The 18,047-nt window shown below is 65.0% G+C and carries 20 protein-coding genes and 2 pseudogenes; 14 read left to right on the top strand and 8 right to left on the bottom strand.

All coding sequences use genetic code 11. From position 1 onward, the window contains the following. Positions 1-5: 5 nt before the first annotated feature. A complete protein-coding gene (locus ACETMP_RS17645) occupies positions 6-707 on the bottom strand; it encodes a class I SAM-dependent methyltransferase (protein WP_375157184.1) in 702 nt (233 codons plus the stop codon). 114 nt (positions 708-821) lie between these two features. Between ACETMP_RS17645 and ACETMP_RS17640 the strand changes: the two genes are divergently transcribed. Continuing rightward, on the top strand, positions 822-1,346 hold the full coding sequence (locus ACETMP_RS17640; protein ID WP_375157183.1) for a Dps family protein: 525 nt from the start codon (positions 822-824) through the stop codon (positions 1,344-1,346). A gap of 109 nt (positions 1,347-1,455) precedes the next feature. On the opposite strand, the gene ACETMP_RS17635 is transcribed toward ACETMP_RS17640, so the two are convergent. Continuing rightward, positions 1,456-1,977: a hypothetical protein gene (locus tag ACETMP_RS17635; protein ID WP_375157182.1), complete on the bottom strand. Its 522-nt coding sequence runs from the start codon at positions 1,975-1,977 to the stop codon at positions 1,456-1,458. Positions 1,978-2,122: 145 nt separating this feature from the next. On the opposite strand from ACETMP_RS17635, the gene ACETMP_RS17630 reads away from it, so the two are divergent. Next, positions 2,123-2,338 carry a hypothetical protein gene (locus tag ACETMP_RS17630; protein WP_375157181.1) on the top strand — a complete coding sequence of 72 codons (216 nt, stop codon included), beginning with the start codon at positions 2,123-2,125 and terminating at the stop codon, positions 2,336-2,338. A 46-nt stretch (positions 2,339-2,384) separates the two neighbouring features. Here the strand turns inward: ACETMP_RS17630 and carA are convergent, their stop codons facing one another. Further along, on the bottom strand, positions 2,385-3,575 hold the full coding sequence (gene carA / locus ACETMP_RS17625) for a glutamine-hydrolyzing carbamoyl-phosphate synthase small subunit (RefSeq protein ID WP_375157180.1): 1,191 nt from the start codon (positions 3,573-3,575) through the stop codon (positions 2,385-2,387). A gap of 146 nt (positions 3,576-3,721) precedes the next feature. Between carA and ACETMP_RS17620 the strand changes: the two genes are divergently transcribed. The 7 genes from ACETMP_RS17620 (at position 3,722) to ACETMP_RS17590 (ending at position 9,397) form a co-directional block, all read left to right on the top strand. After that, on the top strand, positions 3,722-4,432 hold the full coding sequence (locus ACETMP_RS17620; RefSeq protein WP_375157179.1) for an alpha/beta fold hydrolase: 711 nt from the start codon (positions 3,722-3,724) through the stop codon (positions 4,430-4,432). Positions 4,433-4,482: 50 nt separating this feature from the next. Then, a complete protein-coding gene (locus ACETMP_RS17615; RefSeq protein WP_375157178.1) occupies positions 4,483-4,938 on the top strand; it encodes a GatB/YqeY domain-containing protein in 456 nt (151 codons plus the stop codon). A 129-nt stretch (positions 4,939-5,067) separates the two neighbouring features. Next, positions 5,068-6,204, top strand: a complete 1,137-nt coding sequence (locus tag ACETMP_RS17610) for an epoxide hydrolase family protein (protein WP_375157177.1) — start codon at positions 5,068-5,070, stop codon at positions 6,202-6,204. A gap of 210 nt (positions 6,205-6,414) precedes the next feature. Further along, positions 6,415-8,025 carry an acyl-CoA synthetase gene (locus ACETMP_RS17605; RefSeq protein ID WP_375157176.1) on the top strand — a complete coding sequence of 537 codons (1,611 nt, stop codon included), beginning with the start codon at positions 6,415-6,417 and terminating at the stop codon, positions 8,023-8,025. An 8-nt stretch (positions 8,026-8,033) separates the two neighbouring features. After that, positions 8,034-8,501: a MarR family winged helix-turn-helix transcriptional regulator gene (locus ACETMP_RS17600; protein ID WP_257196549.1), complete on the top strand. Its 468-nt coding sequence runs from the start codon at positions 8,034-8,036 to the stop codon at positions 8,499-8,501. 81 nt (positions 8,502-8,582) lie between these two features. Next, positions 8,583-8,951, top strand: a complete 369-nt coding sequence (locus ACETMP_RS17595; protein ID WP_375157175.1) for a nuclear transport factor 2 family protein — start codon at positions 8,583-8,585, stop codon at positions 8,949-8,951. 2 nt (positions 8,952-8,953) lie between these two features. Continuing rightward, positions 8,954-9,397, top strand: coding sequence for a hypothetical protein (locus ACETMP_RS17590; RefSeq protein WP_375157174.1), 444 nt, complete (start codon positions 8,954-8,956; stop codon positions 9,395-9,397). Positions 9,398-9,497: 100 nt separating this feature from the next. Here ACETMP_RS17590 and ACETMP_RS17585 read toward each other — a convergent pair. After that, positions 9,498-11,727 (bottom strand): annotated as a pseudogene (locus ACETMP_RS17585) (ATP-binding protein). A 245-nt stretch (positions 11,728-11,972) separates the two neighbouring features. On the opposite strand from ACETMP_RS17585, the gene ACETMP_RS17580 reads away from it, so the two are divergent. Further along, complete coding sequence (locus ACETMP_RS17580) at positions 11,973-12,743, top strand: DUF2189 domain-containing protein (RefSeq protein ID WP_375157173.1); 771 nt, start codon at positions 11,973-11,975, stop codon at positions 12,741-12,743. Positions 12,744-12,801: 58 nt separating this feature from the next. Here the strand turns inward: ACETMP_RS17580 and ACETMP_RS17575 are convergent, their stop codons facing one another. Continuing rightward, positions 12,802-13,314: an SRPBCC family protein gene (locus ACETMP_RS17575; RefSeq protein WP_375157172.1), complete on the bottom strand. Its 513-nt coding sequence runs from the start codon at positions 13,312-13,314 to the stop codon at positions 12,802-12,804. A gap of 87 nt (positions 13,315-13,401) precedes the next feature. After that, a complete protein-coding gene (locus tag ACETMP_RS17570; protein ID WP_375161931.1) occupies positions 13,402-13,716 on the bottom strand; it encodes an ArsR/SmtB family transcription factor in 315 nt (104 codons plus the stop codon). A 206-nt stretch (positions 13,717-13,922) separates the two neighbouring features. Here ACETMP_RS17570 and ACETMP_RS17565 point away from each other — a divergent pair, with 206 nt between their 5' ends. The 3 genes from ACETMP_RS17565 (at position 13,923) to ACETMP_RS17555 (ending at position 16,157) form a co-directional block, all read left to right on the top strand. Next, the gene (locus tag ACETMP_RS17565) at positions 13,923-14,372 is read left to right on the top strand and encodes a hypothetical protein (protein ID WP_375157171.1); all 450 of its coding nucleotides are present in this window, start codon (positions 13,923-13,925) and stop codon (positions 14,370-14,372) included. Between the two features lie 620 nt (positions 14,373-14,992). Next, the gene (locus ACETMP_RS17560; RefSeq protein WP_375157170.1) at positions 14,993-15,370 is read left to right on the top strand and encodes a hypothetical protein; all 378 of its coding nucleotides are present in this window, start codon (positions 14,993-14,995) and stop codon (positions 15,368-15,370) included. A 166-nt stretch (positions 15,371-15,536) separates the two neighbouring features. Further along, positions 15,537-16,157 carry a LysE family translocator gene (locus tag ACETMP_RS17555; protein ID WP_375157169.1) on the top strand — a complete coding sequence of 207 codons (621 nt, stop codon included), beginning with the start codon at positions 15,537-15,539 and terminating at the stop codon, positions 16,155-16,157. Positions 16,158-16,160: 3 nt separating this feature from the next. On the opposite strand, the pseudogene ACETMP_RS17550 reads toward ACETMP_RS17555, so the two are convergent. Further along, a pseudogene (locus ACETMP_RS17550) lies at positions 16,161-16,975 on the bottom strand (N-formylglutamate amidohydrolase). Between the two features lie 75 nt (positions 16,976-17,050). Between ACETMP_RS17550 and ACETMP_RS17545 the strand changes: the two are divergent. Then, complete coding sequence (locus ACETMP_RS17545) at positions 17,051-17,449, top strand: gamma-glutamylcyclotransferase (protein ID WP_375157168.1); 399 nt, start codon at positions 17,051-17,053, stop codon at positions 17,447-17,449. Here the strand turns inward: ACETMP_RS17545 and ACETMP_RS17540 are convergent. After that, complete coding sequence (locus ACETMP_RS17540) at positions 17,446-18,009, bottom strand: chlorite dismutase family protein (protein WP_375157167.1); 564 nt, start codon at positions 18,007-18,009, stop codon at positions 17,446-17,448. The genes ACETMP_RS17545 and ACETMP_RS17540 overlap by 4 nt on opposite strands. Positions 18,010-18,047: the final 38 nt, after the last annotated feature.

Genomic DNA, 18,047 nt, shown 5'->3' with positions numbered 1-18,047 from the left:
TAAGCTTAACGAACCAGGGGCGGCCGGGCGATGAAGGTCATGCGCCAGCGGTTATGGCCGATATTGCCGTGGGCGCGCTGGACCGCGAACCCGGCGGCCCTCAGCTTGGCGGTGATCTCGTCCTCGCTGTAGCGCTGCAGCCCGATGCGCGTGCGCAGATGGCGGTAGTCCGACAGCGCGGTGCTGATCAGCCCGATCAGCGCGTCCTTCAGGAAGCCGTGGCGCAGGCCGAAGCCGAGCAGCGCCATGACATCCCTGAACATGCCGACATTGGGCTGCAGGATGTCCCCCAGCACCAGCTTGCCGGAGGGCTTCAGGATCCGGCGGATGGTGAGCAGCGCGGCGTCGAGCTCGTCCGGCGCCATGTATTGCGCGACCGAGTTCATCACCACGAGGTCGATCGACTGGTCCTGCATGTTGCGGACGTCATCGAGCGAGCGGACGCGGATCCTGGTGTTGGGGGCGAAGCGCGCAATCAGCCGGCCGCGCACCCCTGGCGCGGGCTCGGCCAGGATCAGCTGGCCGCAGGCGGCCGCCACCTGGTTGGCCGACAGCGCCTCGCCGCAGGCATAGTCGAGCACCACCGCGTCGGGCGAGGAGATGTAGCCGATGATGTCCCGCGCGATGATCTGGAAGTGCAAGTCGCGATGCAGCTTGCTGACATAGATCGTATGCGTGGAGTCGTAATAATCGATCCAATCGTCCATGGTATCCGAAGGTCCCGGCCAAACGGTTCCTGATCGGGAACCGGCGCTGCCCGCCTTGCGTTAGGGGTGCGACGGCGCGCCGTCAATGTCCGCGTCCTAACAGGAAGGTCTCCCGTGAGCAAAACCAACAACAAGGTCTCGCCCGATCTCGATACCCCCACCGATCTGTCGCCCGACGGGGTCAAGAAGGTCTCGGAGGCGCTCAACGTGCTTCTGGCCGACGCCTTCGCGCTGTATCTGAAGACCAAGAATTTCCACTGGCACATCAGCGGGCGGCACTTCCGGGACTACCATCTGCTGCTCGACGAGCAGTCCGACCAGATCTTCGCCACCACCGACCAGCTTGCCGAGCGCGTGCGCAAGATCGGCGGCACCACCCTGAAGTCGATCGGCCAGGTCGCAAAGCTCCAGACCATCAAGGACAACAACGAGGACTACGTCCCGCCGAGGGAAATGCTGCGCGAGCTGATGCAGGACAACAAGCACGTCGCGGCCGCGATGCGCAAGGCCCACGAGGTCTGCGACGAGGCCGGCGATGTCGCCAGCGCCAGCATCCTGGAAAATTTCATCGACGAGACCGAGCGCCGCACCTGGTTCCTGTTCGAGGCGACGCGGCAGGAGGGCAGCAACGCGGCGTAGGCACGCTGGGTGGGTTAGCCGAAGGCGTAACCCACCTCATCTGCTTCCGCCGATATTGACAGTGGTGGGTTACGCTTGGCTAACCCACCCTACGGCACCGTATTTGTAACTACCGCCACAGCCGCATCAACGCGCCATCCTTCCCCGTCACGGGATCGGCCGGCGGCAGCGCGACTTGGGGAATCGTCGTCAGCGCCTTGGCGTGGTTCTGCGGCGTCGCGCGGGTGATCTCCATCTTTGCGCCCGGCGGATAGGCCCCGATCACGCAGAAATCGTCGCTCGCCTTGATGCATTGATGCCCGGTGCCGGCGGGCAGGATCGCGACGTCGCCCGCCTTGATGTCTAGCTCCTGGCCGTGGTCGCCGCCGAAACGGACGCGCGCGCTGCCGCGCGCGACGCCGAGCACCTCATGCACCGTCGCGTGATAATGCAGATAATCGTAGACGCCATTGCGCCATGTGCCGCCCCAGCCATTGCCTTCGAACAGGTCTTCGATGGTCGCTTCCGGGTGCTTCGGATCGAGCTTCACCGCGCTTTGGTAGACCAGGAACGGGAGGATGTTGTTCGGCACGAGGCCATCGTCCTCGAACACGATGGCGAGCGGCTCGGCATGGTCGCGGACGACGGACATGGGGACTCCCACTGGCAACGGACCGGAATCAAGCGGGCGCAAGCCGTCTTGTTCCTGACGACACTCCATACGCCGGCTTGACCGAGATCAAGGCACTGGCGGCCGTTGGCGGGCACGCAAGTTCGAGCGAAGACGAGGGAACGCCATGTACGCATCCGACGTTGCGCAGCGTCATTTCTCAGCGGCCATCGACGAGGCGGAGACAGCCGGCCTCGGGCACGAGGCGGTCTGCCGGGCATTGCTCAATCTGGTGATCTCGAAATATCTGGAGACGAGGTCGGTCGCCGACATCCAGGCAGAGCTGCGCTTCATCGCCGAGAACTGCGATCCGGACACGGACTTCATGTTCATGCGTCCGTGAGGGAGCCGAGCCCCGGCGGACTTATCCGCCGGGCGGTGTTGTCGCCTTACGCGCTCTTCTTCTGCCGCATCAGGTCGGCGAAGCGCTGGAACAGATAGTGCGAGTCGCGCGGGCCGGGCGAGGCCTCGGGATGGTACTGCACCGAGAACACCGGTCTGCCGTCGAGCTGGATGCCGCAATTGGACCCATCAAACAAGGAAATGTGGGTCTGCGTCGCGCCCTTCGGCAGCGTCGTCTCGTCCACGGCAAAGCCGTGGTTCATCGAGGTGATCTCGACCTTGCCGGTGGTCTCGTCCTTGACGGGATGATTGGCACCGTGATGGCCCTGATGCATCTTCTTCGTCTTCGCGCCGACGGCAAGGCCCAGCATCTGGTGGCCGAGACAGATGCCGAAGGTCGGCGTGCCCGACTTGATGACGTCCTGGATCACAGGCACGGCATACTTGCCGGTCGCGGCCGGATCGCCCGGACCGTTGGACAGGAACACGCCGTCCGGCTTCATCGCCAAGATGTCTTCGGACGAGGTCGTCGCCGGCACCACCGTCACCTTGCAACCGACGCCGGCGAGCAGGCGCAGGATGTTGCGCTTGATGCCGTAGTCGATGGCGACGACGTTGAACTCCGGCTTGTCCTGGCGGCCAAAGCCCTTCTCCCAGGCCCAGGGCGTCTCGTCCCAGGTGAAGCGCTGGCCGCTCGTGACCATCGGCACGAGATCCATGCCCTCGAGGCCCGGCCATTCGCGCGCCTCTTCCTTCAGGCCATGCAGGTCGAACTCGCCGGTCCGGGAATGCGCGATCACGGCATTGGGCATGCCCTTGCTGCGGATCAGCGCGGTCAGCGCCCGGGTGTCGATGCCGGAGAGGCCGATGATGCCGCGCGCCTTCAGCCATTGGTCGAGATGCTTGGTGGCGCGGTAGTTCGAGGGATCGGTGATCGCGGTGCGCAGGATCACGCCGCGCGCACCCGGCGTCGCCGCCATGTTCACCGTCTCGATATCCTCGTCGTTGGTGCCGACGTTGCCGATATGCGGGAAGGTGAAGGTGATGAGCTGGCCGGCATAGGAGGGATCGGTGAGGATCTCCTCATAGCCGGTCATCGCGGTGTTGAAGCAGACCTCGCCGACGGCGTGGCCTTCGGCACCGAGACCAAAGCCTTCGAGCACCGTGCCGTCGGCGAGCACGAGGAGCGCGGTCGGTTTGTGGTCCGGCCAGGCGGGATCGTTGTCATGTTGTGTCATGAGCGCGTTTCATAGTCCCCGCGGGCGCCGCCGTCAAAGCGCCAGAAGCTGGATTCACATGCGTTTTTGCATATTTGACAGGCCTCCTTGGGCCCTTAAGCTCGGCCGCATAATTTCCGGCAATTTGAAGGGCTTGCGAGGCAATAATGGACCAGATCACCCCGATTCTTCTGGTTCCGGGGCTGGCCTCCTCGGCCCGGATCTATGCTCCCGTTATCCCGGCGCTATGGCGGCTTGGCCCCGTGATGATCGCCAACCATATCCGCGACGACAATATGGCTGATATCGCCGCGCGGGTGCTGAGCGAGGCGCCGCCGCGCTTCGCGCTCGCCGGCCATTCGATGGGCGGTTACATCGCGCTCGAGATCATGCGCCGGGCGCCGGAGCGGGTGATGAAGCTCGCGCTGATCAACACCCAGGCCCGGCCCGATACACCGGAGGCGACCGCACGCCGCCGCGGCCTGATGGAGCGCGCCAGGCGCGGCGAGCTTCGCGCCATTCGCGAGGAGAGCTTTCCGGAGCTGGTCCATCCGTCGCGGCGCGACGATGCCGGGATCCTCGAGCTCGTACATGCGCAGGACGAGGATGTCGGCGTCGAAGGCTATCTGCGGCAGCAGGCCGCGATCATCGCGCGAGTGGACTCGCGCCCGTCGCTGTCCGCCATCAGCTGTCCGACATTGGTGCTGACGGGCGATGCCGACAACACGATTCCCAATGCGTTCTCCAAGGAGATGGCCGAGGCCATCGCCGGCGCAAGGCTCGTGATCCTCGATCGCTGCGGACACCTGCCGCAAGCCGAGCAGCCGGACGCGACAGCGCGCGCGCTCACCGAATGGCTCGGAACCGAGGTTGTCTAGGGGCCGCGAACCGCCTAGATCAGGCGTCAGATATCGAAGGGACCACGATCATGCTGCGCGACGACATCAACAATGCGGTCAAGGAGGCCATGAAGGCCAAGGACGAGCGCAAGCTGTCCACGCTGCGCATGGTCAACTCGACCATCAAGAACGCCGACATCGACGCTCGCGGCAACGGCAAGCCGCCGCTGTCGGACGCCGACCTGCTCGGTGTGCTCCAGAAGATGATCAAGCAACGCCAGGAGGCGGTCGAGCTCTACGACAAGGGCGGCCGCGCCGAGCTCGCAGCCCAGGAGCGCGAGGAGATCACGGTGATCTCGGCCTACCTGCCGAAGCAGATGGCCGACGACGAGGTGAAGAAGGCGATCGCGGATGCGATCGCCGAGACCGGTGCTGCCGGCATGAAGGACATGGGCAAGGTGATTGCCGTGCTGCGTGCGAAGTACGCGGGCCAGATGGATTTCGGCAAGGCCAGCGGTTTGGTGAAGGCGGCACTGTCGGGCTGAGCTGTCATTTCGGGGCGACGCGTCAGCGTCGAGCCCGGAATCCATCGCGCCGCCGACTCCGTTGCGAAATGGATTCCGGGCTCGCGCTACGCGCGCCCCGGAATGACAACAAGAACAAGAGGAGGCACGATGACCGCCATCAAGCCGTTTCGCATCGCCGTCGGCGACGACGTCCTCACGGACCTCAAGTCACGCCTCGCCCGCACGCGCTGGCCGGATGCCGAGCTGGTCGACGACTGGAGCCAGGGCGCGCCGCTGAAGTGGATCCAGGAAATCTGCGGCTATTGGGCAAACGGCTACGACTGGGGTGCGCGCGAGGCGAAGCTCAACCGCTTCGAGCAGTTCACCACCGAGATCGACGGGCTCGACATCCACTTCATCCACGCCCGTTCCAAGGAGCCGAACCCGCTGCCGCTGATCATCACCCACGGCTGGCCGGGCTCGATCGTCGAATTCCAGAAGGTGATCGCGCCGCTCATCGATCCCGCCGCGCATGGCGGCAATCCGGCCGATGCCTTTCACGTCATCTGTCCCTCGCTTCCCGGCTTCGGCTTCTCCGAGAAGCCGAAGACGACCGGCTGGGGCGTCGATCGCATCGCCGCGACCTGGGCGAAGCTGATGGAGCGGCTCGGCTATATCCGCTACGGCGCGCAAGGCGGCGATTGGGGCTCGGCGGTGACGAGCTCGCTCGGCGCGCAGGATGCGGCGCACTGCGCCGGCATCCACATCACGCTGTCCTTCAACTCACCGCCGCGCATCGAGGGCGAGCCGACGGCGGAAGAGAAGCGCGCGCTGGCCGGCCTCAAGCATTATGTCGATCTCGACTCCGGCTATTCCAAGCAGCAATCGACGCGTCCGCAGACGCTCGGCTATGGCCTCACGGATTCCCCGAGCGGGCAGGCGGCCTGGATCCTGGAAAAATTCTGGGCCTGGACCGATTGCGACGGACACCCCGAGAACATCTTCAGCAAGGACGAGCTGCTCGACAACGTCATGCTGTATTGGGCGACGGAGACGGCGACTTCCTCGGCGCGGCTCTACTGGGAAAGCTTTGGCAAGCGCCGCACCAGGCCTGTGGTCGAGGTGCCGACCGGCGTCGCCGCGTTCCCCAGGGAGATCATCACGCCGGTGCGGCACTGGATGCAGCCGAACTTTCCCAACATCACCCATTGGAGCGAGATGGAGAAGGGCGGCCATTTCGCCGCCTTCGAGCAGCCGGAGCTGTTCGTGCGCGATGTCAGGAAATTCTTCGCGACGGTGCGGTAGCCTCCACTGTCATTCCGGGGCGACGCGCCAGCGTCGAGCCCGGAATCTCATTCCGGGTTCGGTCCTGTGGGTTGCCCCGGAATGACGCTGCATCGTCATGCCCGGGCTTGTCCCGGGCATCCGCGGCCTTAAACTGACTGACCACGCAAGAAGAACGTGGATGGCCGGGACAAGCCCGGCCATGACGGAGTTGCCGGAAAACGCCAAGCCATGCTGACCGAAGCCGCGACCTATGACGAACTCGTCCGCAACTTCCGCTGGGATATCCCGGCGCGCTTCAACATGGCGCAGGCGTGCTGCGATCGCCATGCCGACGGCACCGGGCGGCTCGCGCTGATCTATGTCGACGAGAACGGCGGGACCAGCCGCACCTCCTTCGACGAGGTCGCCGAGATGTCGCGCCGCTTTGCCAATGTGCTGAAGGCGGACGGTCTGGCGCGCGGCGACCGCATCGCGGTCTTCCTGTCGCAGTCGCTGGAATTGCCGATCGCGCATATGGCGGCGTTTCGCTCCGGCCTGATCTCGATCCCGCTGTTCGCCCTGTTCGGCGAGGACGCGCTGGAATTTCGCCTGTCCAATTCCGAGGCCAAGGCCATCGTCACCGACGAGGGCGGCTGGGAGAAGCTTGCGAAGATCCGCGACCGCCTGCCGGAGCTGAAGAATGTCTATATCGTCGGCACGCGTGCACCGGCTGGCACGACATCGTTCTGGGATGCGGTGAAGGCCGCTTCGCCCGACTTCGCGCCGGTCGACACCTCGTGCGATGATCCCGCGCTGATCATCTACACCTCGGGCACGACAGGAAATCCCAAGGGCGCGCTGCATGCGCACCGCGTCGTGCTCGGCCACCTGCCCAACGTCGAGATGTGCCACAACTTCCTGCCCAGGCCCGGCGATCTCATGTGGACGCCGGCGGACTGGGCCTGGATCGGCGGCCTCGTCAACGGCCTGCTCGCGTTCTGGTATCACGGCATCCCCCTGGTCGGCCATCGTGCGCGCAAGTTCGAGCCGCAGGCGGCGATGCAGATGATGGCGGACCTTTCCGTGCGCAACGTCTTCCTGCCGCCGACCGCGCTCAAGCTGATGCGGCAGGCCGGCGTGAAGCATGCCGGCGTCAAGCTGCGCAGCATCTTCACCGGCGGGGAATCGCTCGGCGGCGAATTGCTTGGCTGGGTGCGCGAGACCTTCGGCATCGACGCGCACGAGGTGTTCGGCCAGACCGAGTGCAATCTCGTGATCGGCAGCAACTCCAACCTGTTTCCGATCCGCCCGGGTTCGATGGGCAAGGCGACGCCGGGCTTCGACGTCCGCATCGTCAACGACAAGGGCGAGGAATTGCCGCGCGGTCAGCGCGGCATCATCGGCGTGCGCCAGCCGTGCCCCGTCACCATGCTCGAATATTGGCGCAATCCGGAGGCGACGGCGAAGAAATATGCCGGCGAATTCCTGCTCACCGGCGATCTCGGCGTGCAGGACGAAGACGGCTATTTCTGGTACGTCAGCCGCGAGGACGACGTGATCACCACCGCAGGCTATCGCGTCGGTCCGTCCGAGATCGAGCACACGCTGATGAAGCATCCCTCGGTGGCGATGGCCGCGGTCGTGGGCATCCCCGATCCGATCCGCACCGAATCGATCAAGGCGTGGATCGTGCTGCGTCCCGGCTTTACCGGCACCGATGCGCTCGCCCGCGAAATCCAGGAGTTCGTCAAGGTGCAGCTCGCCGCGCACGAATATCCGCGCTTCGTCGCATTCGCCGAGACGCTGCCGATGACCGCCACCGGCAAGGTGCTGCGGCGCGAGCTGCGGGCCAAGGGCTGACGTTGATCATGGCAAAGGCGCCTCAAGCTGCGGGACTTCACCGCGCCTCGCTCGACAAGCTGCACGATCTCGATGCGGCGCTCGAGCTCATGTATTACGGCTGGCGCGGGATGACGCTTGAGGCGGACGCATATCTTGCCAAGCAGGGCCTGTCGCGTCCGCACCATCGCATCCTCTACGTGGTGGCGCGCCGGCCCGATATCGCGATCGGCGCGCTGCTCGAGGTTCTCGGCATTTCCAAGCAGGCGCTGAACCGGCCGCTCAATCTGCTGCTGGAGCGCAAGCTCGTGACCTCGAAGCGCGCGCCCGAGCAGCATCGCTCGAAGCTGCTGCGCCTGACCGCTGCCGGGCAGCGCATCGAGCAACGGGCCTCGGACCACGAGCGCAAGGTCATGCGCGAGGCGTTCGATCGCGTCGGGGCGCCCGGGGCCGCGGCCTGGATGGCCGTCATGGAGGCGATTGCCGACCACAATTGACGATTTCTCAAGTCAACATAATTGACATGAAAGGTCAGCTTTGCCACTCTCCTCGCTAACAAGCGAGGGGAGGGCCGTGTCATGACCGGGCGGACGATGAATCGCGCGGCCGCCGAGCCCTTCGTCGCGGCATGGTGCGCGAGCTGGCGCAAGGTCGATATCGACGCCGTCGTCGCGCATCTTGCCGCCGACGCGCAGATGCGCAGCCCTCTGGCGTTGACGCTGACCGGCTCTGCGGTCGTGGCGGGGGCCGAGAACATCCGCGCCTATTGGAAGAAGGCCTATGGCCACATCGAAAGCGCGGACCTGAAGATATTGAGCTGGAGCTGGGACGATACGATCGCGCGGCTGACAGTGTGGTGGCAGCTTGGCGACACTCGCGCCAGCGAGTTCATGGATTTCGACAATGCCGGCCGCGTCGTTCGCAGCGAAGCCTTCTACGGAAAATGACCATGCGTGTTTCGGATATGGTCCTGCTCCTCAACACGCTCTGGTTCGTCGGCGCCTTCATCCAGTTCAGCATCGCGCAAACCAACACGCTGAAGATATTGCTGCCGCGCGAAGAGCGCAGCAATCCGATCGCGCCGACCCTGGCGGCCAGCGTTGCGTTCCTCGGCGGAATGAACCTGCCGATCGGGCTGTTGTCGCTCTATCTTCTGGCGGCGCGTCCGTCCTTCTTCCAGCCGGCCGAAGCCCAGCTCGTGTTGTTCGTGTTCTTCGCCGCCTGCCATTTCAGCCAGTTCGCCTACAATGTTCCGGTGCTGATGCGCGGCGGCCGGGTCGGGGTCGCCTACTGGCCGGTGCTGAAGGGCCCGATGCTCAGGATCTTCGTCATCGACGCGGGCCTGTTCGCGGCCAATCTCGCAGTGACGCTTCTGCTCGCATCGCGCTTCTAAAGCGCGATGCGATCAGGATGAATCGTCATCGCGCTTTAGGTTGTTGTTTGAGCATGATCTTCTCGGAAAACCGCTGCGCACTTTTCCGGATCATGCTTAGCTATCGCGGCGGCGCTGCCAGGGCGGACCGCAGCATCGCGGCAAGATCTTGCCGCCGGAACGGTTTGGTCAGGATGCGGGCGGTGATCCCGTCCGGCGTCTTGACGGGATCCTGGCTGTAGCCTGAGGTGAACAGCACCTTGAGATCGGGCCGCAGCGCCGTTGCTTGTCTTGCGAGCTCCGGCCCGAACATGCCGCCGGGCATCACGACGTCGGTCAACAGCAATCGGATCTCCCCGCTTCGGTGCAGCAATTCCAGCGCCGCGGGCCCGTTCGAGGCGGTGATGACGCGGTAGCCGAGCGTCTTCAGCTCGTTCTCGACATAGGCGCGCACCATGTCGTCGTCCTCGACGAGGAGGATGGTCTCGCGCTCCGCCTGTGTGACGGTCCGCTCCGGGGGCGGCGGATCTTCGCTCGGCGGTGTTGCGAGACGGGGAAAGTACAGCCTGACGACACTGCCTTGTCCCGGCTCCGAGTGCATTTGCACGAGTCCGCCGGATTGTTGTGCAAACCCGTAGACCATGCTCAGGCCGAGGCCGGTCCCCTTGCCGACCTCCTTGGTTGTGAAGAACGGCTCGAACGCGCGGCTCGCCACTTCGGAACTCATGCCGCTGCCGGTATCCGTGACCGCCACCATGACGTAGTCGCCGGGCCGCGGCTCGCCGTTGACGTCGAGGTCGGACTGGCCGAGCGAGCTGTTGCGGACCTCGACGGTCAGCTTGCCGCCTTCCGGCATCGCGTCGCGCGCGTTGAGCACGAGGTTGAGAACGGCGGTTGCCAATTGGCCGGGATCGACGCTGGCCAGCCACAAATCCGGCGCGAACGTGAACTTGCACTCGATGTGCTCGCCCAGGGTCCGGCGCAGCAGCTGCTCCATGCCGAGGATCTTTTTCGGCGATGTCGACCTCCCTCGGCCGGAGCGGCTGCTTGCGCGCGAAGGCGAGCAGGCTGCGTGTCAGGTCGGAACCGCGCTCGGCGGCGGTCGCGATGTCGGCGGCGATCCGCTGCAATTCCCTGTTGCCCGCCAGCCTGTCGGCAAGATGCTCCGAATTGCCGAGGATGACGGTCAAAAGATTGTTGAAGTCATGCGCCACGCCGCCGGTGAGTTGGCCCATGGCTTCCATCTTCTGGGACTGGCTGAGCTTGTGGCTGAGGTCGGCGATGGCGGCGCGTTGCTGCTCGAGCGACTCGGCGGTGCCGTTGAGCAGGGTCATCAATCCGCCGAGCTCGCCGCGCGGATGGGGCGGCGGAATTCGTGCGCTGAGATCGCCGCGCCCGAGCCTTTTCGCCATGACGGCGAGCCGCCCGACCTGGCGCCCGATGCTCACCGTGGTGAGGATCCACAAGCCGGCAAGGAGCAGCAGCAAGGCCACCGCGAGAATCGCCATGTCCTCGTAAAGCCGGCGGTTTGCCGCCGCGACCAGTCCGTCCTTGGAACGTCCGACCAGGATGTAGAGGCCGGCCTTGCGGATCGAGGCATTGCGGGCAACGCCCCAGATCTGCGTGTGGCCCCCGCGGTCGGTGACCTCCCGAAATGGCTCGCCGTCGGGCGCTGCCGCGAAGCGAAACAGGTCGGAGCCCGCAATGGATCCGCCGACGGGCTCGCGCCAGCCGCCGCCCTTGGGCGCGGCCAGGACCGTACCCTTGGCATCGACGAAGAGGATATCCTTTTCGGCGAGCAGCCGCTTGTCGTGAAACTCCGCGAACTTGTTCAGGTTGAACGACGCGAGCAGCACGAACTTCAGCGCGCCGGTCTCTGATCGCACCGGATAGGCGATCTGGAGCACCGATAATCCGGTGAGGCGGCCGAACACCGGCTCTACCGCGACGACGCCTTGAAGAGTCTTGACCTCCTTGAAATAGCCGCGGTCGTTCAAGTCGAGCGTGCGGTTGGTGCGCAGCGAGTCGCAAAATAATCTGCCGTCAGGATCGATGGTCAGGATGCCCGTGAACTGCGGATATTCCTCGCGGACATCGGACAGAAACGCCGAGCACGCCGCCTTGTCGCGCGTATCGAGGTCGCGCGCACGGGCGAGACCATAGTGAAGCTGGGCGGTGCCCTGGATCTTCTCGTCCAGATCGCTCGCGATGTCGTCGGCGGACGCGGCCAGAATGGCCAGCGCCGCGTCGATCTCGCTGGCCCGGTTCTGCATGAACCGCAGCCCGACCAGAATCGCCGGTACCAGCATGGCCGCGATGACGAGGATCAGTAACCGGGTACGCAGGCTCATCTGTTGGGCGGTCCGTTCTGATCATCGCGCGTTGGTTCGAAGGTAAAATTTGCGGACCATTGTCGGCTCAGTCCATAGCAATCTGCTCGAAAATCACATGGAAGACTAAAGAATTCGAGGCGTGGCCCTGCTGGCCGCCGCTCCTTCCCGTCATCCGGCATTAAGTTGCACCTGCGCGCAGTGGCGCTAATATCGTGTTCAGGCCGCGCGCGACGCAAGATCGCGCCGATCTGTGGAGGATGCTGATGTCCGTCTCGGGCAAGGTCGATCCGGTGGTGCGTCCCGTCGCGGCGAACGACATCGCCGAAGCGCTGGTCGAGGGGCTGCGCGATTTCCAGGCACTGCCGCTTTACGGTCTGTGCTTCGGCGCGCTCTATGCCGCCGGCGGCATCGCCATCATGCTCTGCTTGACCGCCTTCGGCATGGTCTATCTGGTCTATCCCCTCGCGGCAGGCTTCGCGCTGATCGGACCGTTCGTGGCGATCGGCCTCTACGAGGTCAGCCGCCGCCGCGAGCGCGGCGAGCCGGTCTCCTTCGGCGCGATCTGGTCGGCGGTGCGCTCGCGCAGCGAGATCGGCTGGATGGCGTTCGTCACGCTGTTCGTGTTCGTGGTCTGGATGTACCAGGTGCGGCTCCTGATCGCGCTGCTGCTCGGCCTCAACGCCTCGTTCTCCAGCCTTCAGGAGTTCATGACCGTGGTGCTGACGACCAACGAGGGCCTGCTGTTCCTCGGCATCGGCAATGCGGTCGGTGCCGTGCTGTCGCTGATCCTGTTCTCGCTGACCGTGGTGTCGTTTCCGCTGCTGCTCGACCGCGAGGTCGATTTCGTCACGGCGATGGTGACGAGCGTGCGCGCCGTGGTGACGAGCCCGCTGCCGATGATCTCGTGGGCCGCCGTGATCGTGATGCTGCTGATCGTCTCGGCGCTGCCCTACTTTCTCGGGCTGATCGTGACGCTGCCGGTGCTCGGGCATGCGACCTGGCACCTCTACCGGCGCCTGGTGGCGCCGGTGTAGCTCGCCGCCTTCGTCCCTTGGGCAGTGCCGCAGGGTGGGCAAAGCGGAGCGCGCACGCCTACGGCGTCTTGATCCCCAACGCCTTCAACGCTTCCAGCATCTTCGCCGGCGGGGCCATCTTGATTTGCGGGGCCTTGCCTGTCTCCAGCAGGCTCTTCAATCCGGAGAGGATCGCCGGCCAGCCGGTGCGGCCGCCTTCGAGGATGTCGTCGCTGAGCGCGCGGTCGTGGCGTTCGCTCATGGTGAGGCGGACGGCTTCGCCGGCTGTCTCGATCTCGTAGGTGACGAGCGTGGTGCCGAGCTTTTCCACGAGGTCGGGCCAATTGACGTTCCAGCTCACCGTGAGCCGTTTAGGCGGATCGTATTCGAACACTTCGCCGCAGATGTGCTCGGAGCCGTCGGGCGCACGCACGATGAAGCTGCCGCCGAGCTTCGGCTCCATCTCCACCGCAAAGCCGGAGAAATACTTTCGGCTGAACTCGGCCGAGGTCAGCGCCTGCCACACCTGCTCCGGCGTGGAGGCGATGTAGATGGTGTAGACGGTCAGCGGCTTGAATTGATCGATATTCATCACCGAACCCCTTCGATACCGAGCGCGGCGGGCGGGATCGTCGGCGCCTTGCCGGTTTCCGATATGGTCACGTAGACGAAGTCCGGCTTACTCATCGCGCTTCTCCAACTGACGTTTCAACTCGCCGAGCGCGATGAGCTTGCCGCGCTCGAATTTCCTGATCCAGCGTTCGCCGATCTGGTGGATCGGCACCGGGTTGAGGTAGTGCAGCTTCTCCCGGCCATGCCTGATGGTCGTGACGAGATTGGCCTCCTCCAGAATCGCAAGGTGCTTGGTCACGGCCTGCCGCGTCATCGCAAGGCCCTCGCCAAGCTCGTTCAGCGTCTGGCCGTTCCTGGCGTGAAGCCGGTCCAGGAGCGAGCGTCGCGATGCATCGGCGAGCGCTTTGAAGACCTCGTCCATGGCAACGATAATAGGCAACCAAATGGTTGCATGTCAAGCAGAACGGCATTCCGGGGCGCGAAGCGCGAACCCGGAATCTCGAGATCCCGGATCATTGCTGCGCGGTTTCGGAATGACAACTCGAGGAGCCGAGCCTTTTGTGGCGTGCAATCGGCCGTGCTAGCTTCTCATCTCAGCCAGCGCAGACTGGTTCCGGGAGGACTTTCATGTTCCGTCGCGTTTCACTTGCTGCCGCCGTCGTCCTCTTTGCCTGCAGCAACGCGGTCCACGCCCAGATGCAGACCGTCGGCGCGCCGCCTGAAGCGTCCAACATGAAGCTCGTCGGCCATCACGACCTCCAGGCTCGCAGCGCCTATCAACCGACCATCCATCGCCAGGGCGACCGCTGGATCGCCTATATCGGCCATCACGGCGGCACGGAGGATGTGCCCGCGCCCGTCAACCCGATGACGGGCAAGGCCGAGCCGAACGGAACGTCCATTGTCGACGTCACCGATCCCGCGCGTCCGAAGTATCTGCGGCATTTGCCGGGGCAGGAGGGCAAGTACAGAATCCGGCGGCGCGCAGATGGTGCGGGTCTGCGACGGCAAGGCCTTGCCGAAGGGCGATCCCAATGCGGTCTACATGCTCAGGACCTTCGGCAGCGAGGCGCATGAGATCTGGAACGTCACCGATCCCGCCAGCCCGGTGCTCATCACGCGCCTCGGCGGCTTGAAGGACACGCACAAGAGCTGGTGGGAATGCGACACCGGCATTGCCTATCTCGTCTCGGGGCCGCCGGACTGGCGCACGCGGCGCATGACGCAAGTCTACGATCTCTCCGATCCCGCGCGGCCGCACAAGATCCGCGACTTTGGTCTGCCGGGCCAGGAGCCCGGTTCGAGCGGCGCGGTGCCGACCGCCTTGCACGGGCCGATCTCGACCGGGCCCAACGGCAATCGCGTCTATTTCGGCTACGGCACCAACAAGGGCGGGATTCTGCAGATCGTCGACCGCGGCAAGCTCCTGAGCGGGGCAAAGGAGCCGACGCCGGACAATCTGCGCTATCCCGAGATTGCGCGGCTGCCGATGTCCGCCTTCAACGGCGCCCACACCACGTTTCCGATGCTCGACATGCCGATCGCGGAATTTTCCGAGGACAAGGACGGCAAGACCCGCGACATCGTCATGATCGTGAATGAAGCGATCCTCAACGAATGCGGCGAGGCGCGGCAGATGGTGTGGTTCGCCGACGTCACCACCGAGACGCGGCCGATGATGATCTCGAGGCTACACCGTGCCGGAGGCGAGCGGGCAGTTCTGCCAGCGCGGCGGCCGCTTCGGCGCGCATTCCTCGAACGAGAGCATGGCGCCGGTCTATTACAAGAAGATGGCCTTCATCGCCTTCTTCAATGCCGGCGTGCGCGCGCTCGACATCCGCGATCCCTTTCATCCCAGGGAAGTCGGCCACTTCATTCCGTCGATCACCGCTGCGACCGACAAGCGCTGCATTCCGATCGAAGGCGGCGAGCGCTGCAAGGTGGCGATCCAGACCAACAATGTCGAGACCGACGACCGCGGCTACATCTACATCGTCGACCGCGCCAATACCGGCCTGCACATCCTCGAGCTGACCGGGGCAGCGCGCGCGGCCGCGGGCCTGCCGAAAAATTGACGATGCGGCGTGGCTGCACACGATCTTTCCCCCATTTCCGCTGTCATCACCCGCCTTCGCGGGTATGACACCAGCGGTGGGGCGCAAGCGTTGCGCTCATCCGGCTTCCGTTTCCGCCTCTCGCATGCATTAATGGCTCCAAACCGCTTTCAGCCGAGTCCATCCCATGATGTCCATGCAAGCCTATCTCGCCTTCGTCGCCGCCTGCATTGCGCTGGCGCTGCTGCCGGGGCCGATCGTGACCCTCGTCATCGCCAACGGCCTGCGCCACGGCACGCGCGCCGCGCTCACCAACGTGGCCGGCGCCCAGGCCGGACTTGCCATCGTCATCGGCATCGTCGCGATCGGCCTGACCTCGCTGATGGCGACCATGGGCTATTGGTTCGACTGGGTGCGCTTTGCCGGCGCCGCCTATCTGATCTGGCTCGGCATCAAGCTGATCTTGGCGCCGGTCGAGGGCGTCGACGTCGACACGCCGCCTCCGCCGCCGCGCGGCGGCTTCTTCCTGCAGGGATTCCTGGTGCTGCTGTCGAACCCGAAGGTGCTGGTGTTCTTCGGCGCCTTCATCCCGCAGTTCATGGACATGAACCAGCCGCACTTTCCGCAGGTCGCGCTGCTGGGCGCCACCTTCATGGTCACCGCCGTGATGACGGACGCGCTCTATGCCATCGCCGCCGGCCGTGCGCGAAAGTTCTTCTCGGCGCGCCGCACGCGGATGATGTCGCGCATCTCCGGCGGCTTCATGATTGGCGGCGGCATCTGGCTGGCGCTGACGCGGGCGAAGTAAGCCCTATGCCGGCCGCCCTGCGGTCGGCCGGACCGCAATCTCGCCAAGTATTGCTGCAAGTATCCCTGCCAGCCGTTCGGCCCATTGCCGCTGGCCCGTGTGGTCCGCGATCAGGTCCTGCCGGATCTCGATGCCGGTGTTGACGAGGCCGCGCCCTTCGCCGTGCACGGGGATGGTGTAGTCGGTGAGGTCGCTCACCGCATAAGGCTCGTTGTCGCCGACGACGAGGTCGCCGTCCGCGCGCAGATGCTTCAGCAGCAGCTGCGGCAGCACGGTGTCGCGATTGTAGAGCGCGGCGATGTGCCAGGGCCGCGCGACGCCGGCATAGACAGGCGTAAAGCTGTGCAGCGACACCAGCACGGTCGGCTGACCGGCGCGCACGCGGCGGTCGATCGCGGCATCGATGCGACGATGATAGGGCTCGAAGATCTCGCGTCGCCGCGCCGCGCGCTCCTCATCCGAAATGCCTTCGTTGCGCGGGATCGCGGTTGCTTCGGAGATGACCGGGATCGAGCTTGCCGCGGCAGGGGGCGGTTGCAGTCGATCACGAGCCGCGAATAGCGCTGCGCGATCAGATGGGCATCCAGCAGCGTTGCGAGGTGCTCGGCGACGCCGGCAATGCCGATGTCCCAGCCGATGTGCCGCGTCAGCTCGGCCTCGGTGACGCCGAGGTCGCCGAGCGCACGCGGTAGCACTCGTCCGTAATGATCCGAGGTGAGCAGGAAAGGCGACGTCCCTCGCGCATTCACCTCATGCACGGGCGGAATGTCGCCCTCGCCGAGCAGTTGATCGGCCGCCTCGGCCGTATGCAGGTCCATCCCGATTGCCTATGAAACGATTACGTGTCTAAACGGAGTAACGATATTGCCCCGGCGTCGCAACGTTAGAACAGCATGACTTCCGATCGCCTCTTCGTCTACGGCACCCTGATGCGCGGCTTCGACCATCCGATGGCGCGGCTGCTGGCGGGGCACGCCGATTTTCTCGGTGAGGCGACCTGCCGCGGCCGGCTCGTTCTGGTGAAGCATTATCCGGGATTGCTGCTGTCGGGCGCGGCCTCCGAGCTCGTCCATGGCGAGCTGTTTCGGATGCGCGTGCCGGACGAGCTGCTGCGCGAGCTCGACATGTACGAGGCCTGCGGCGAAGGCTTTCCCGAGCCGACCGAATATCTGCGCCAGCTCATCGAGGTGAGATTGCCCGACGGCACCGCGGAGAAGGCCTGGACCTATGTCTACAACTGGCCCGCCACCGATCTGCCGCGCATCGAGTCCGGACGTTTCCTGGAGCATTAGGCCGACAGCACTTCCTTCACCACGCGCACGTCGACCTCGCGCTCGACGTAAGCCCATTCCTCGGTCCGCCTCAGCATTGCGACCAGCTCCTCGAACAGCGAGGCATGCGCGGGGGCGAATTCGAACCAGGTGAGGAAATCGAAGGGCTCGCCGAGGTCGCGGCAATGATAGAGCTGGCGCGCGATCGCCGGCAGGAAGCGAAGACTGCTCGCGATGTGGTGCGATCTGTCCTCGAAGATCTTGCGCCGCTCCTCCTGCGTCAGCTCCCACCAGGCCTGCGACTTGCGGATCGGGATCAGTGCTGCGGAGGTTGCCTCGGGACGGCCGAGGCCGGCCTGCACGGCGACAAGCTTCTCCTTCTCGGCCCGCTCGGTGTAGCGCAGGCTGCTGGCAACGCCGACCAGCCGCCACGCATTGCGCGAGGGCACCAGCGGCAACGACACGGCCTCGCTGTCGGTCGCCGACAGCGCTGGCACGAAGGGCAGGGGCTCGCCCGTCACCGGTGCAATCGAGGTCACGCGCCAGCCCCCGCTCTGGCCGCCTCGAAACGTCCTGAACATGGCCTATGGAAGCGTGGAACCGGGGCGGGTTCAAGCTT

It is taken from the genome of Bradyrhizobium dasycarpum, assembly GCF_042019905.1.
In the GTDB taxonomy this organism is placed as follows: Bacteria; Pseudomonadota; Alphaproteobacteria; order Rhizobiales; family Xanthobacteraceae; genus Bradyrhizobium; species Bradyrhizobium japonicum_B.
The sequence above is the reverse complement of the archived record's forward strand: the minus strand, read 5'-3'. Positions and strand labels throughout refer to the sequence as shown.